General features: G+C 68.2%; 11 protein-coding genes. 3 read left to right on the top strand and 8 right to left on the bottom strand.

Going from position 1 to position 15,715, the window contains the following annotated elements; translation table 11 throughout:
• Positions 1–30 precede the first annotated feature (30 nt).
• Positions 31–2,643, top strand: a complete 2,613-nt coding sequence (locus ACFVTF_RS13770; protein ID WP_387813265.1) for a pPIWI_RE module domain-containing protein — start codon at positions 31–33, stop codon at positions 2,641–2,643.
• A 634-nt stretch (positions 2,644–3,277) separates the two neighbouring features.
• The gene (locus ACFVTF_RS13765; RefSeq protein ID WP_387813700.1) at positions 3,278–3,559 is read left to right on the top strand and encodes an integrase core domain-containing protein; all 282 of its coding nucleotides are present in this window, start codon (positions 3,278–3,280) and stop codon (positions 3,557–3,559) included.
• Positions 3,560–4,144: 585 nt separating this feature from the next.
• On the opposite strand, the gene ACFVTF_RS13760 is transcribed toward ACFVTF_RS13765, so the two are convergent.
• From ACFVTF_RS13760 to glnA, 3 genes are all read right to left on the bottom strand, one after another.
• Positions 4,145–5,410: a type II toxin-antitoxin system HipA family toxin gene (locus tag ACFVTF_RS13760; protein WP_387813262.1), complete on the bottom strand. Its 1,266-nt coding sequence runs from the start codon at positions 5,408–5,410 to the stop codon at positions 4,145–4,147.
• A 44-nt stretch (positions 5,411–5,454) separates the two neighbouring features.
• Positions 5,455–7,185 carry a DUF262 domain-containing protein gene (locus ACFVTF_RS13755; RefSeq protein ID WP_387813259.1) on the bottom strand — a complete coding sequence of 577 codons (1,731 nt, stop codon included), beginning with the start codon at positions 7,183–7,185 and terminating at the stop codon, positions 5,455–5,457.
• Positions 7,186–8,091: 906 nt separating this feature from the next.
• Positions 8,092–9,504, bottom strand: coding sequence for a type I glutamate--ammonia ligase (gene glnA / locus ACFVTF_RS13750; protein WP_371516729.1), 1,413 nt, complete (start codon positions 9,502–9,504; stop codon positions 8,092–8,094).
• Between the two features lie 263 nt (positions 9,505–9,767).
• Between glnA and ACFVTF_RS13745 the strand changes: the two genes are divergently transcribed.
• A complete protein-coding gene (locus ACFVTF_RS13745; protein ID WP_387813256.1) occupies positions 9,768–10,235 on the top strand; it encodes an RDD family protein in 468 nt (155 codons plus the stop codon).
• Positions 10,236–10,382: 147 nt separating this feature from the next.
• On the opposite strand, the gene ACFVTF_RS13740 is transcribed toward ACFVTF_RS13745, so the two are convergent.
• From ACFVTF_RS13740 to ACFVTF_RS13720, 5 genes are all read right to left on the bottom strand, one after another.
• Complete coding sequence (locus ACFVTF_RS13740) at positions 10,383–11,072, bottom strand: DUF4191 domain-containing protein (protein ID WP_063347321.1); 690 nt, start codon at positions 11,070–11,072, stop codon at positions 10,383–10,385.
• Positions 11,073–11,217: 145 nt separating this feature from the next.
• Positions 11,218–11,394 carry a hypothetical protein gene (locus ACFVTF_RS13735; RefSeq protein ID WP_371516728.1) on the bottom strand — a complete coding sequence of 59 codons (177 nt, stop codon included), beginning with the start codon at positions 11,392–11,394 and terminating at the stop codon, positions 11,218–11,220.
• A gap of 278 nt (positions 11,395–11,672) precedes the next feature.
• A complete protein-coding gene (gene lipA / locus ACFVTF_RS13730; protein ID WP_363372114.1) occupies positions 11,673–12,626 on the bottom strand; it encodes a lipoyl synthase in 954 nt (317 codons plus the stop codon).
• 210 nt (positions 12,627–12,836) lie between these two features.
• A complete protein-coding gene (lipB, locus tag ACFVTF_RS13725; protein WP_371516727.1) occupies positions 12,837–13,607 on the bottom strand; it encodes a lipoyl(octanoyl) transferase LipB in 771 nt (256 codons plus the stop codon).
• Between the two features lie 195 nt (positions 13,608–13,802).
• The gene (locus ACFVTF_RS13720; RefSeq protein ID WP_363622279.1) at positions 13,803–15,710 is read right to left on the bottom strand and encodes a GAF domain-containing protein; all 1,908 of its coding nucleotides are present in this window, start codon (positions 15,708–15,710) and stop codon (positions 13,803–13,805) included.
• Positions 15,711–15,715 lie beyond the last annotated feature (5 nt).

The following is a 15,715-nucleotide window of genomic DNA, read 5'->3' as shown; positions in this document are numbered from 1 at the left end:
GTCCATGTCCTTTCGCCGAGGAGCACTGCCATGTATCACGCCATTCGTGCCGTGGCTTACGAACCGAACCCCGAACATGGAGCCTGGCAGGAAGACCTGCACGTCCTGCAGCTCGGAGACGGCCTACACAGGGAGTTGATGAATCGTCAGGAACGTTCGCGCGGCGTTGGCCACTCGCACCTCCCCGTAGCCCGGCTCCACTCGCTGCTGCGGGCCTGGGCGCCGGGGGTACTGGCCACCGGGCGCAACGCCGGAGCCGACGGCCGACTGCCTTGGCTCTACGCGCGCGAGCCCGTTCCACGGCAGGTCCTCGCTCCGCTGATCGGCACCTGGGCCGCTGCCCTATCCGGCAGCGATGACGAAGCGATCGACCTGGAACAGGAGTTGCAGACAGGGTGTGAAGCTACGGCGCTATCCCTGCCTGAGTGGGAGACCGAACGGGTTGACCTCACCGAGACGGTCGTGTCCTCCGGCGGTACGGCAGAACCCCTGTCCAGGCTCTACCGTCTGCTCCCCGAGGCGGTCGCCTTCCGCTTGGCCGGCACGCCTTTTCGTACCGGTGGCGGCAGCCTCCGCTTCCGTGTCGTCAGTTCCGGAATCGGCGGGGTCGATCTGGTCTCCTGGCCGCCGCTGCGGTACGAACACCGGAAGCAGACCTGGTACTACTCGGCCCACCTGACCGTCACCGTCCACACGGTGCCGTTCGCCCAGCGGTTCCGGGTCCACGTGACCACCGGGGTGCGCCGCTGGGCCACCCGGCTGGACATCCCCCGGTGGAAGCTGGGCGGAGCGACCGTACTGCTGGATACCCCACTGCCGTGGCCGGAAGGGCCGGACCAAGGCTACCGGCTGATGGTCAACACCCTGGGGTACGACTGGAGGTCCAAGGAAATCGCCTGGAAGCGGCGCAGCCCCGCCCTGCTCCTGTCCGATCTCGACATCACCCGCCGGTTTCCGGAGCCGGAGGAGCTGTTCACCTCCCCCGAGAAGTGGCTCAACGGACGCCAGGACGTTGCTGCCGGAATCGTCTACCACCCGGTGCTCGGGCTGCACGAGGTAGGGGCCGGCCTGATGCCACGGGAGCGGGCTGGACTGGACGCGTGGATTGAGCAGGGGCTGAGCCCCGTCCTGCGGCGGGTAGGGGACCTGAGCCGGGTCACCCGGCGGAACACCCCTTCCCTGCTGCCCCGCTCCGCAAAGAAGGGCGAGCCGGGCAGCAGGGAAGCGCAGCAAGCTCTGGCACGCCGTACCGCGCTGGGTCGTGCTCTCGACGGCCGACCACTGGACGTGGAGATCCTCTGGCAGTCACCACAGACCCGGGATGCCCTCCTCGCGGCACTTCCGAAGGTCATCGGCCTTGAGCCGGGGTGCCGGACCGACGGGGGCGGCTCGACCAGCTGGACGGCCGACGGTGTCCGGATCGTGGTCCGGACCAGGCCGGCCGGAGAGCTGGCGAGCGCCCTGTGGCTTTCCACCGACCGCAAGCGCCGTCCGGCCGTGCGCCTGGCCGAGGCCATCACTGAGCGCTGTGCCCTGGTGGCGGGCGCGGATGACCGGACGCGTGATGGCGTCAGTCTGGTGATCGCAGAGATCGCCGGGAAGGAGCACTTCGCCTCGGTGCCCGGTTCCGACCCCAAGCATGCGCTGCGCCTCGCCTGCGGGCGACAGGGGAGGCTCACCCAGTTCATCAACCTGCCCGATCCCGGGACGGCGGCCCTGGAACACCGGGCCAACTGGGCCTGGCTGGACGCCTTCCGGCAGCTCGGTGCGATCAGCCCGCCGGCCCACCGGGCGGGTGACGGTATCCCAGGGGACCTGCAGTACGCCGCACTCTGGCTGGTGCGCTGCACAAAGGACGGGCCCACCCGGAGCCCAGCCCGCCGCCTGGTTGCGGTGCGGGTCCGCTCCGACGGAGACCCGGGGGCGGTCGAGGGTTGGGACACGGGGCGGGCAGAGTGGGTGCCCTACCCCAGCATGCTGCTGTCTCTCGTAGAGGCCGACGGCACGGTCGCCACTGACCTGGAGCGCGAGATTCGCACCGTGCTCTTCCAGCTTCGTGACCGGCCGACCTTGTTGCTGGTCAACTCGGGAAACCTCCGGCAGTGCTGGCCTAGGCTGCGCAACGGCGCGCTGAGCCGCGACATGCTCGCCTTCGGCACCGGTCCGGAGCAGCGGCTCACGGCCTACGGCAACGACCTGCGGATGGTCTTGGTCCGGGACGAGAACGGGCGGGGCGAAGTACCCGAGTGGTACGCCCATGACGAGCTGGCCAAGATCGGCTTCTCCGAAGGCGTCTGGGCCCTGTCGGACGGTCCCCACAACCGCGTCTTCGCCAGCACGACCAGCACCCCGCCCACTGCGGCAAGGCCGAAGGGGCTGATGAAGCTCGCCCCGACTCCGGGAAGCCGGACCGCGCCCGGGAAGACGGCCTGGAACCCCAGGCTTCTTGAAGTTACGGTTCTCGGTTGCCGTTCCTCTGAACACCCGGCAGACCATCCCGTCGACTGGGCCACCCTGACCCACCAACTCCGCTATCACGACGACTACCCGCCCCTGGCGTACCCCCTCCCGCTACACCTTGCGCAACTGGCGAAGGAGTACGTCCTCCCGCTCGCCCCTGCAGAGGGGGCGGCCGAGGGGTGAACGAGTGTCAGCCATCAGGCGTTTCCGCAGTTCAGAGGGCATTTAGAGGTCATAGTCCCGCTCGAACGCGGCCCCGACCTGCATGGATTGCTCCCCTGAACAGGGCAGGTGCACATTCGGTGCACACTATGGGCGCTCAAGTCGCGCTGCGTCGCGACAGCAGCGGCCGAAGGTGTCGCGGGTTCTGTCGGGTGAGTGGGCATCGCGGTGCACATACTTACGGAGTGTGAGCGCCAGGTTCTCGTGGCCAAGGAGGTGGACAGGCCTGCACGGTAACCGCTACCGCCCGGCGGCTCGGATCTCCGGCCGACCAGAGCAAGGGCGGTCGCCCCGACCTCACGCAAGTGTCCGCGTTCGCCAGCGTCGTCTACGCCGCGTTCGTCTGGACATCTTCTCCCGCCGCTTCGTCGGCTGGGCCGCCGGGACGACGAAGCAGACTCGCCTCGTCCTGGACGCCCTCGAAATGGCCCTGTGGCAATGAGACCGGGATGGACGCCCGCCCAGGGTAGGCGAGTTGATACACCGCTCGGACGCAGGCAGTGAGTACACCTCGTTCAACCTGGCCGAGTGCTTCGACGCGGCCGGTGTCGCAGCCGCCGTCGGGTCGGTCGGTGACGCCTGAGACAACGCCCTCATAGAGTCCACGATCGGGCCGTTCAAGACTGAGTTGATCAATCCCCGGCAGTCCTGGCACACCCTCTCACAGGTCAAGCTCGCCACTGCTGCTGAATGGGCAGACTGGTACAGCCACCGTCGGATCCACGGCGAAATCGGCCATGTCCCGCCCGTCAAGTTTGAGAACACCCTGAGATCTTTATCGAACCCGGGGAAATTCATCCGTGCGGCGCACCCAGAGAAGGACACCAGGCTCGACGGCATGAATTCCGACGAGCGCACCCAATTTTCGTTGCCATGACCAGCTGCGAGCATATTCGATACCCGGGTGCCGCTATCGTCGGCGACCGCAAAGCCGCTGCTCGGGTCGAACTCGCGCCCGGGACCAGCCTTTGCGGCGAACCCGCCCGGGGCCAGAAAATCGGTTGGTGCGCCACCCCTCATCGCGCCCCAGCTCATCACGGCAGCAGCGGCTCACCCGGAGGTTGCTGACCAGAACAGTTCGGCCGTTTCCGCCCATAGAATTTCCGGACTCGGAAGCTGTCGTCCCGGAATCGGGATGACAGCCTCCGAGTCAACGCATTTGCCGAATTTTGTCATTGCCGTCCGGGCTCCGGCCTCGGAGAGGTCGGAGCCCGGACGGTTGATTATGTGACTTGTAGTCGGTGGGTGCCAGCGCCACCCGCGCGAGAGCGGTAGCAACAGGCCCGGCCACGAGTTCGGTCTGGGTGTGCACATGTATCCGGCACACAACTGTGAGGATGTTGCGAGTTCGACGCGTGCGACCGGAACCCATTTCGACAGGTCAGCGATTCATCGATCCATCAAGGCGCCGAAACGTCGATCAGTTCCGGGCCAAAATCGGCAGGCTGGCCGGGAAAACTCATTACGCCTTCAGTAGCCGTGTAGTGGTTGCGGAGATCCACTTGCCCACGGCTCTGCGGAGTTCGGGGTTGGTGGCCAGCATCTCTTCGTGATCGGGCCACTGCTCATTTACCGCCTGCACTGTCTCCCTGGCCACATCGGCGAGGTTGGCCGCAGAGGCTCCGAACCTGCGGTCCAAGGCGCTTTCGAGTAGCTCGAAACCTGCAAGTCGTACGCCCTCGAAGCGCTTACTCCCGCTGAATTTCAGCCCCAGATCCTCCGGTTGATCGGCGGGCGCATAGGGAACTGTTGAGACCAGATCGTAAACTGGGGAAAGAGTGGGAGTGCGCCTGTCGCGATAGATGAGCGACCAGTTCTTCAGGTGGGCATCGCCGTTGCCGATGGCGATCGAGAAAGCCGTTCGACGCACGGTCTCGCGCAGGGATTCCATGTCTCGGCCTCGGTACGAGATGGCGGCAACCGTCTCGAACGTCGACTGGTACTTGTCCTGCGGGTACTTGTCCCGGACCTGCGCGAAGTCCTCGATGTGAATCCGCGACCTGCTGCCGTCCGAAGAACGGTCGAACCGCCGCACTGCGTAGGCCCACTCCTCGGTATTCGGCCACATGCGCGCAGGTAGCCCGACCAGGTCGTCGCGGTGAATCAGGCGGATTTCTGGAACGTCCACCCCCACTGCTCGGGCGAGGGACATCATCGCGAACTCGTTGCGCGGCACGTCCGCATGCCGATAGTCGGGAAACTTGACCAGCCAATTGCCCAACTCTCCGGCGGCTGGGACGGTCAGACGGTCTCCCTGGGCGAGCATGGAGAACTTCAGGGCCACTCCGGCCAGCGAGAAGCGCCAAGGTGAGATGTTGTGGTCACCCAGCTTCCCCTGGGAATGGGGCTGAGACTCCGAGATTTCGGGCCATTCCCAGTTGTCGTCCGGCCCGTCTGCGCGCAGGACTTGAACGGCTCCGGGCAGGTCGTGACCGACCTGGGCCAGCAACTCCATCTCCCGGTCGAGTGAGACTCCTCGATCGTCGGCGATCCACTCGCGCAGAGGGCCCTCGGGCAGGAGATTTGAGAACCATTTAGGTAGACGTAGGGCGGACGCATAAGGCGCCTTGAGGTTCTCCTCGAACCGTAGGCCCAGGACGGGCCGTGCCGGGTTCTCGAGATAGTTATTGTTGGCGACGAAACGCGTATAATCACCCTTCTGCGACATTGTTCCGATGCGCTGTCCGTGCAGCAGGACTGCGTAGTAGATCTCGGAGGTAGTGCCCATCGCGCGTAGTCCGTTCGTTCGCCATTCACCCTCGATATCAGGGATCAGTATCCATCGGGGGGAGTGGGGATATCGGGCTCCTCAAAATCCTGGAATTCGTCGTCCAGATCGAGAAGGGCCAAGGAGGGGGTGTCTTCATAGTCCCACTCCGCCATTCGGTCCAAGAAGTTGGCCAAATGCTTGAGAATCTTCTCCTGTCGCAACGTCAGGAAGGCGTCGCGATTGCTGTCCACCTGTGCCGCCAGAGTGCGGTCAAGCAGGTGTGAGGCGAGAACGGCGTCCCAGGTTGTGTTGTCGATATCGAGTGGCTGCTGGGAGAGCAGTGCCGGAATCTCGGATACCGGATCGACCTCGGTGGGCAGGAATAGCCGATTGGCGGGCAGCTGCTTCTTGCGGGAATCCTTGAGCCGGGGGAAAACCATGGGGGCCGCGTTCGCCGCTGTCCTGTCCTGCCTGAGCATGCTGTCTAGGCTCTGAGCATCAAGAACCTCCCCAGTGGTGAGCGATCGGGGACGCAGGAACCACCAGGCGCTGAGGACGATCTTTGTCGTGGCTTCGTTGGTGCGGAAGCGATCTGCGGAGGGCATCACCGGGCGGGCGTCAGAGATGGTACTCAGCATCAGCTGGAGCGACCCTTCTTCATCGCCGGGCTTGATCTTTCCGCCGAGGGTGCGGCTGAACTGGGTGAAACTGCCCTTGAATACCATCGGCCCGACTAGTGAGAGCCGCCAGTACAACCGGCGAAGGAGTCGAATATTGTTGGGGCGGGGGTCGGGGAAGTGCGCGAAGAAGCGAGTGAGGGTGACGAGCAGGGCACGGTAAGGCAACAGCGAGATATGAGGCACCCCGGCTTCCTGAATCAGGAACTCGACTGCCCGTACAATTGCCTCTTCGCCTTGGGTAAAGGCGGTGAGTTCGTCCTCGTCTGGGAATTCTGACGGCGTGCGGCGTCCTGTGGCGAACTCCACGCGAATGTCTCGCATGGGATCGGGTCCCCGCCTGGCGAGGATCGATGCGAGGACGGTGCCGTCGTCGATACTGCCGAATCCGGTCCGGGCCGAGACGTTGTCTGAGATCTTGGCAAGCGTGAGTCGTTCGTCGGCGCCCTGCTCTTCGCCCGAGTACAAGGCGGAGAAGATCTCGCCACGGTTCAGCCGCCGACCGTAGTTGTTCATCCGGTCGAAAATGTCGGTCAGGACATCCCTGTCGTCCTGCCGTACCAAATAAGCGGGTACCTTGTATTGCCGCAGCGCGGTAGCCACCCGCTCGGCTTCGTCGAAGTACTCGGAGGCCGACAGGCCGTCCGTTCGGAACCAGGTGAGCAGTTTCTTCAAGTCGAAGAGGACCGGCAGGGCGACGTGGTGCGACTCCAGGGATTTGGGGCTCTCCACGAACTCCTTCGCCACGAGGTCGTAGTACACGGTGAAAGGCTTGTGCGGATGCCCCTCTGCACTCAGGGCGTTGGCCAGGCTGGTCAGGCGCTGTTGGCCGTCCACGACCCACAGTGACTCGTCGTGGGCGGGAGCCGCCAGGCGGAGCCGGCCTAGCATGAAACTCTCGGCCTGCTGCTTGCGCACCCAAAGCAGTAGGTTGCCGATGGGGTAGCCCTTGACGATGCTGTCGAACAACCGCAGGACATCCTGGCTCTGCCAGCGGAAATCGCGCTGGAAGTGCGGCACGCGGATACGCCCGCCCCAGGCGAGCGGCACCAGGTCGCCGAGCTCGTACGTGGTGGCGGTGGGCTGCGCCTCAAGCCCCGCGGGACTGGTTGTCATGGCTGTCTCCAAGGCGTGAGGGCCTGCGCGCCGGTGAAAATCGGCCGCACAATTGGCCTTGCGGCGAGATGATTGTTTCACGAACGCCTCTGCAACTGTGCCGGATTTTCGAACTGGGCACTGGCATCGACTTGCCAGATGAGGTCGATCTCAGCTTGTCGTTAACCTTGCACGTCACTCGACCAAGGGCTGATTCGTAGTCGTCGCGGCCACAGGTTGTGGCTGGTCAGGGCAGCTTGAGCGGGCATAGGGGGTGGAGGTGGAATGAGTATGAGGCCGCCTGCAGGCTGGCCGCGATGCTGTGGGCCCGGCCCTACGGCGGGTGTCGATGGCGAGGCTGCGCAGGGATCTTCGCGGCCTGGGGAGGTTCAGGCGGAGATCGGCGACGGTCAGGATGCGGGTGGAATGGGACCCGCTGCGGCCGTGGCCGCGCTCGCGGTCGTAGCATTGGGCTCGCAGATGCGCGCGCCCACCGCATGTGTACTGCGCACTGGGGGGACCGGAGGGTATTGCAGGTCGTTCGGGTCCACCCCGCGCGAGCGGAAGTCAGCCAAGGGCTGCGTGTGGTCTTCTCCGGTATTTGGCCGCAGCATCTGAAAGTCGAAGAGGGATGATATTCGTGTCCTGGAACGGCTGGTGGCTGCTTGAGATCAGTCTCGAGAAGAGGGTGTCGATCATGGCTACTGGGTGCTGCGGTCAGAGGTCTGCAGCCGGGGCGGTCGTGCCGTGGTCTGACTCAAAGAGAGTGAGCGTCTTGAGCTCGATCTGGGTGCACAGACAGTGCACACCGCGATTGTGTGGGGAGTCAGCCAGCCCTGTCCGTGTCGCGTTTCCGCAGGTCAGCAAGTCGCTGACCTGCGGAAACGATGAGAGATCGAACTGCTTTTCCGCAGGTCGGAGGCCCTTCTAGAGGTCGTAGTACAGCTCGAACTCGTGGGGGTGGGGGCGGAGGGCGATGGGGGCGATCTCGTTGGTGCGCTTGAAGTCGATCCAGGTCTCGATCAGGTCCGGGGTGAAGACGTTGCCGGCGAGCAGGTACTCGTGGTCGGCCTCCAGGGCGTCGAGGACGGCCGGGAGGGAGGCGGGCACCTGCGGGACGTTGGCGTGCTCCTCGGGGGCCAGCTCGTAGAGGTCCTTGTCGACGGGCTCCAGCGGCTCGATCTTGTTGCGGATGCCGTCGAGGCCGGCCATCAGCATGGCGGAGAAGGCCAGGTAGGGGTTGGAGGAGGGGTCGGGCGCGCGGAACTCGATGCGCTTGGCCTTGGCGTTGGAGCCGGTGATCGGGATGCGGATCGCGGCCGAGCGGTTGCGCTGGGAGTAGACGAGGTTGACCGGCGCCTCGAAGCCCGGGACCAGGCGGTGGTAGGAGTTCACCGACGGGTTGGTGAAGGCCAGCAGCGAGGGGGCGTGCCGGAGCAGGCCGCCGATGTAGTAGCGGGCGGTGTCGGAGAGGCCGGCGTAGCCCTGCTCGTCGTAGAAGAGCGGCGAGCCCTCGGTCCACAGCGACTGGTGGACGTGCATGCCCGAGCCGTTGTCGCCGAAGATCGGCTTGGGCATGAAGGTGGCCGTCTTGCCGTTGCGCCAGGCGACGTTCTTGATGATGTACTTGAACAGCATCAGGTCGTCGGCGGCGTGCAGCAGGGTGTTGAACTTGTAGTTGATCTCGGCCTGGCCGGCCGTGCCGACCTCGTGGTGCTGGCGCTCGACCTCGAGGCCGGACTTGGCCAGTTCGAGCGACATCTCGGCCCGCAGGTCGGCGAAGTGGTCCACCGGAGGGGTCGGGAAGTAGCCGCCCTTGTACTTGACCTTGTAGCCGCGGACGTCGCCCTCGGCGGCGCCGGAGTTCCAGGCGCCGGCCTCCGAGTCGATGTGGTAGAAGGACGCGTTGGCGCTGGTCTCGAAGCGGACCGAGTCGAAGACGTAGAACTCGGCCTCGGGCCCGAAGAACGCGGTGTCGGCGATGCCGGAGGAGGCGAGGTAGGCCTCGGCCTTCTTGGCGACGTTGCGCGGGTCGCGGCTGTAGGCCTCGCCGGTGACCGGGTCCTGGATGAAGAAGTTGATGTTGAGGTGCTTCTCGACCCGGAAGGGGTCGAGCCGAGCTGTGGCGAGGTCCGGGACCAGGGCCATGTCGGACTCGTGGATGGCCTGGAAGCCGCGGATCGACGAGCCGTCGAACATCAGGATCTCGGACGGGTCGAAGGTCGCCGCAGGTACGGAGAAGTGCTGCATGACGCCAGGCAGGTCGCAGAAGCGGACATCGACGAACTTCACGTCGTTGTCCTGAATGAACTGCTTCACTTCGGCGGCGTTGTTGAACATCCATCCTCCTCGGCGTGCGAATGGGGCTCACCCTAGGAACGGGCCGTTTCCGGCCGGTGACCCGGTCGTTTCATAAATGTTAACCACGCCCGCCGATCGGGTGGCAAAGCTGTACGGGACGGGGCAAAACGCACCGCCGTCAGGCTCGGCTCTTTCCAAGTGGTCTGGACCACTTGGAAAGCTCCGGCGGCACGATTCACCCGCCCGTGGCGTTCGGGGGAGCCGGTGGCGGTGCGGACGGGTCGCCCGGTTAGTGTGGATTCGTGGACACCAGAGAAGCGTTGGGATCGTGGATCGACGGCCCGAAGGCGGCCGCCGAGAAGATGGGAGCCGACTTCGGCTTCCGCGGCGAGCGCCTCGGCCTCCCCAAGGAGGGCCCCGGCTCGATCGCGGGCCCCGGCCGCCGGATCGGCGCCCTGTTCGTGGACGGCTGGCTGGTCGCCCTGATCGCCTACGGGCTGATCGGCAAGGGCAGCCCGGCCGAGGCGAACCTGTGGACCAGCCCGCTCTACTTCCTGGTCGCGGCGGTGCTGCTCGCCACCACCGGGACGACCGTCGGCAAGCGGCTGTTCGGCCTCCGGGTGATCCGCCTGGGCGGCGGCCGCGCGACTATCCCGCAGGTGCTGCTGCGCACCCTGCTGCTCTGCCTGGTGGTGCCGCCGCTGGTCTGGGACCGCGACACCCGCGGTCTGCACGACAAGGCGGTCGGCACCGTCGAGGTCCGGATCTAGTCGGGATCCGGTCCGGATCTGGCGAGGCCCGGACCCAGTCCGGGCCCAGTCCGGACCCAGGGCCGGACGACCTTGCCGCACAACACTGAACGGCCCCGCTGCGGGATCTCCGCGGCGGGGCCGTTCAGTGTTGTGGTCGGGGGAGCGTCAGCGGGCCTGGCCGCCCTTGGGCATCCGGGCACCCTTGGGCATCGGGCCCTTGGGGATCGGCGCCTTGGAGAGCAGGTCGCCCAGGGCGCGCAGACGGTCGTTGGTCTCGGTGACCTGGGAGGCGGTGATGGCGCGGGGCAGTCGCATCAGGTGGATCTGCAGCTTCTTGAGCGGGATCTCGCCCTCGCCGGTACCCACCACGATGTCGTGCACCGGCACGTCGCCGACGACCCGGGCCATCTTCTTCTTCTCGGAGGCCAGCAGCTGGCGCACCCGGTTCGGGTTGCCTTCGCCGATCAGCGCGATTCCGGCCCGGCCCACCGCACGGTAGACCGCGTCCTGGTTGCGGGTGACCGCGACCGGGGTGGAGTTGGAGCTCCAGCCGCGTCGGATGTTGTTCAGCACCGCCGCAACGGCGCCCGGCTGCCCTTCCATCTGTCCGAACGCCGCGCGTTCGGCCCGGCGCCCGAAGACGATCGCCATGGCCAGGAAGGCCACGATGAAGCCCAGGATGCCCAGGTAGATCGGGTGGTCGATTGCGAAGCCGATGGCGAGGAACACGCCGAAGGTCAGCAGGCCGACGCCGGCGATGATCAGGCCGATCTTGGTGTCGACCTTCTTGGTCATGGTGTAAGCCAGGCGGATCTGCTTCAGTCGCCCGGGGTTCTCGGATGTTTCCCTCGCCATAACGCTCATGGTACGTGGCACGGGTACGGGATATCCAAGCCCGGGTACCCGTTCGCCTCGATCCGTGACTCGTGTGGCCTGCGCCGTCGCGCACAGCGACCGTCGGCCACGGTGGACGGCCCCCGGCGCGGTCGGGTCGGGAGCGTCACCGTCGTGGCGGTGACGTCGCCGCCCGCGCGTCGTGGCGGCGGTCCGCCGCGTACTGGCGGTTCTCGCAGACCGCCGCCCAGGCGTTGCGCCGGGCCTGCTGCTGGCCACTCGCCAGCAGGACGCTCTCGGCGAGCCGCAGCGCGACCCCCACCGACCGGATGCGCATCCGCATGCCGAACAGCTCCCCTCGTGGCTGAGAAGAATCGAACGATCGCAACGAGTCCATCGTCACCATCCCGTGTTACCAGGCGGTGACCAGGCAGTCAAAGTGCGGTGAAACCGAAAGGGCGGAGCCGAGGCCCCGCCCTTCGCTTGCGCACCGGATGGCTCAAAAGCACCGGATCAGCAGGATCTGCCGGCTCAACCAGCCCAACCGACCCGACCGGTCCAACCGGACCAGCTGACCCGACCGGCCCAACCGACCGGACCAGCCCAGCAGACCCGACCGGATCAGACCGCGGCCTGCGCGCGCCGCTCCAGCGCCTGCCGGTACAGTCGCCCGGCCCGGTAGGAGGAGCGCACCAGCGGGCCCGACATGACCCCGGCGAAGCCCAGCTCCTCGGCCTCCTGCTGGAGCTCGACGAACTCGTGCGGCTTGACCCAGCGCTCCACCGGGTGGTGGCGCAGGGAGGGGCGCAGGTACTGGGTGATGGTGATCAGCTCGCAGCCGGCGCCGACGAGGTCGGCCAGCGCCTGGCTGACCTCCTCGCGGGTCTCGCCCATGCCGAGGATCAGGTTGGACTTGGTCACCAGCCCGGCCGCGCGGGCCTGGGTGATGACGTCGAGCGAGCGCTCGTAGCGGAAGGCCGGGCGGATCCGCTTGAAGATCCGCGGCACCGTCTCGACGTTGTGCGCGAGCACCTCGGGGCGGGAGGAGAAGACCTCGGCCAGCTGCTCGGGCACCGCGTTGAAGTCGGGGATCAGCAGCTCGACGCCGGTGCGGCCGCTCTCGCGGTCGGCGGTCAGCGCGTGCACCTGGCGCACGGTCTCGGCGTACAGCCAGGCGCCGCCGTCCGGCAGGTCGTCGCGGGCGACGCCGGTGATGGTGGCGTAGTTGAGGTCCATCGTGACGATGGACTCGGCGACCCGGCGCGGCTCGTCGCGGTCGAAATCGGCGGGCTTGCCGGTGTCGATCTGGCAGAAGTCGCAGCGGCGGGTGCACTGGTCACCGCCGATGAGGAAGGTCGCCTCGCGATCCTCCCAGCACTCGAAGATGTTGGGGCAGCCGGCCTCCTGGCAGACGGTGTGCAGCCCCTCCTTCTTCACCAGCGACTGGAGGGCGTTGTACTCCGGCCCCATCTTCGCGCGGGTCTTGATCCACTCGGGCTTCCGCTCGATGGGGGTCTCGCTGTTGCGGACCTCCAGGCGGAGCAGCTTCCTGCCGTCGGGCGCGACAGCGGACACGTGCGACTCCTAGAACTAGACGGGGTACCCCCAGGGTACGCCTGTGCTTGTAAGGCCTTTGCGCGGCCTGTTGCCCTGCAATCGCAGGGCAACAGAGCTACTGGCCGGTAGATTCCCGGGGGAGAACCCGGAACAGGACACGGGGAAGATTCCGGAGCAGGACCCGAGGGCGGGCCTGCGGGCGGACCCGGGCGAGGACCCGGGCCCGGGTCAGCGGGTGAGCGCGGGTTCGGGCAGCTCCGCGAACACGTCCGCCAGGTGCCGCTCGACCATCGGCAGCGCCTCGCCGACGGTGAAGTCGCGCCCCAGCTCGCCGGCGAGCGAGGCGACGCCGGCGTCCCGGATGCCGCACGGCACGATCCGGTCGAACCAGGTCATGTCGGGGTCGCAGTTGAGCGCGAAGCCGTGCATGGTGACCCCGCGGGCGACCCGGACGCCGATCGCGGCGAGCTTGCGGTCGTCGCCGCGCTGGCCGGCGTTGGACGGCGCGTACTCGGGGCCGGCCAGCCGCGGGTCGATGCCCAGCGGCAGGCCCATCCGCAGGGTCAGCTTGCCGATGTCCACCACCTGCGCCGGGTCCACCACGGCGTCCGGGATGGAGTCGCCCAGCACCCAGACGCCGCTGCGGCCCTCGACCCGGGTGGTTCCGACGCCGAACCCGGCGCAGGCGCGGATCAGCGCCTCCTCCAGCCGGCGGACGTAGGCGACCACGTCGATCGGGTCGGGCAGCTTGACGATGGGGTAGCCGACCAGCTGGCCGGGGCCGTGCCAGGTGATCTCCCCGCCCCGGTTGACCTCGACCACCGGGGTGCCGTCCAGCGGCAGGTCGGCGGGGTTGGTGCGCTTGCCCATCGTGTAGACGGGCTGGTGCTCCAGCAGCAGCACGGTGTCGGGGATCTCGTCCGCGACCCGCAGCGCGTGCAGGCGCTGCTGCTCCTCCCAGGCCTCCTGGTAGGCGATGGCGCCCTCGCCTGTCCCCATTCGAACGAAACGTACGTTCTCGCTCACCGCTGCCGCTCCTTGCCAGGCGTTCGAGACCAACCTCGCCACTGTACGCCCACGCCCGTACGGACGGTTCAGCCGCCCGTACGGGCCGTTCAGGAGGCAGCACGGGCCGCGCCCGCGAGGACTGCTCGGCCCCCCGCGAGGACTGCTCAGCTCCCCCGCGAGGACCGCTCAGCCCCCCGCGAGCAGTTGCAGCCGCAGCGCCAGCTGGAGTTCGAGCGAGCGCTCGGGGTGGTTCCAGTCCGGGCCGAGCAGCGCCTCGACCCGGTCCAGCCGCTGGACGACGGTGTTCACGTGGACGTGCAGTTCGTCCTTGGCGCGGGTGAGGCTGCCGCCGCAGTCGAAGTAGGCGCGCAGGGTGCGGACCAGTTCGGTGCCGCGCCGGGCGTCGTAGGCGAGCAGCGGGCCGAGCGCCGAGCCGACGAAGCCGTCCACGTCGTGCCCGTCGCCGAGCAGCACCCCGAGGAAGCCCAGCGCGCGGGCCGAGGCGCCCTCCCCGGCGCGGCCGAGCACCCGCAGCGCCCGGACGCAGCGCAGGCCCTCGGCGTACGAGGCGGCCAGCGCGGGCGGGCCGGCGGCCGGGCGGCCGGCGCCCACGGTGACCGGGAACCCGGCCAGCCGGGCCAGCCGCTCGGCGGCCTGCCGCGCGGCCTCCTCCGGGTCGCCGGCCTCCGGGACCAGCAGCACCACCGCCTCGCCGTGCTCGGCGCTGACGCCCCGGGAGCCGAACAGGTACCGCCGGGCGGCGCCGGCCAGCCGGCCGCGGTCGGGGACGGGGGGCCCGGCGGGTTCGGCCGGTTCGGCGACCAGGACCAGGTGCGGGCGGGCGAGGTCGACGCCGAGCCGGCGGCCGCGCGCGGTGAGCCCGGCCGGATCGCGGTCGGGGGCGGTCAGCAGGTCGGTGAGCAGTTCGCCGCGGACCCTGTTCTCGGTCTCGGCCACCGAGCGGCGCAGCAGCAGGAGCAGCGCGGTCACCACGCTGGCCCGCTCGAACAGCCGCCGGTCCGCGTCGTCGAGGCCGGGGCGTCCGCGCAGCACCAGGGTGCCGAGGGCGTCGTGCCCGGCCAGCACCGCGCACACCCACAGCTCGCCGTGCCGGACGGACCGCCCCTCGGCCCGGGACGCGGCGACCGCCTCCGCCAGTTCGCCGGCGGGTGCGGACCGCCCGGCCAGCGGCTCGCCCTCGGCGTCGAGGACCGCTATCTCGCCGCCCAGCAGGGCCGCGACGGCGGCGGCGACGTCCGGGACCTCGGCGCCGCGCAGCACCAGGTCGGTGAGCCGGTCGTGGGCCTGCTCGGCGCGCTGGACGGCGGCCGAGTGGGCGCGGACCAGTTCGTTGGCGCTGTTCAGTTCGGCGAGCGCGGCCCGGGTGTCGGCCAGCGACTTGGCGGTGTCCAGGGCGATCGCGGCGTGCGCGGCCAGTGTGCACAGCAGCGCCACCTCGTCGGGGGAGAAGGCGCGGGGCGAGCGGTCGGCGGCGAACAGCACCCCGATGACCTCGCCGCCGAGCAGCAGCGGCACCCCGATGATCGCCACCAGGCCCTCGTCGAGCACGCCCGCGTCGATCGTGCCGGTGTGGTGGAACCGTTCGTCGGTGCGGTAGTCGGGGGTGGCGTACGGGCGGGCGGTCTGCGCGACCAGGCCGCCCAGGCCGTGCCCGAGGCTGAGCCGCAGGGTCTGGAACAGGACGGAGACCGAGCCGTCGGTGACCCGCATGTAGGTGTCGCCCGCGGCCTCGTCCGGCAGGGTCAGGTACGCGGTGTCGGTGCCGAGCAGCATCCGGGCGCGGCGGACGATCGCCTGGAGGACGGTGTCCAGCTCCCGGGAGGCGGCGAGGTCCCCGGCGGTGTCGAACAGCGCGGTCAACTCCGCCTCCCGGCGCCGGTGCTGACGCAGCGTGCGGTGCACCCGCAGGGCCTGCCAGGTGGCGTCGTCGATCTCGGCGAGGACGGCGGCCGGCGCCCCGCGGCGGCGGGCGTCGGCCAGCACGTCGGCGAAGTCCTCGGTGGCGGCGCCGGAGGCGAGCAGGTCGAGCAGCCGCCGCAGCGCGGGCGCGGCGCTTTCGTGAGGGTGGTTCATGGTGC

Origin of the sequence: Kitasatospora sp. NPDC057940, from assembly GCF_042887425.1 — a bacterium.
Taxonomy (GTDB): domain Bacteria; phylum Actinomycetota; class Actinomycetes; order Streptomycetales; family Streptomycetaceae; genus Kitasatospora.
The sequence above is the reverse complement of the archived record's forward strand: the minus strand, read 5'-3'. Positions and strand labels throughout refer to the sequence as shown.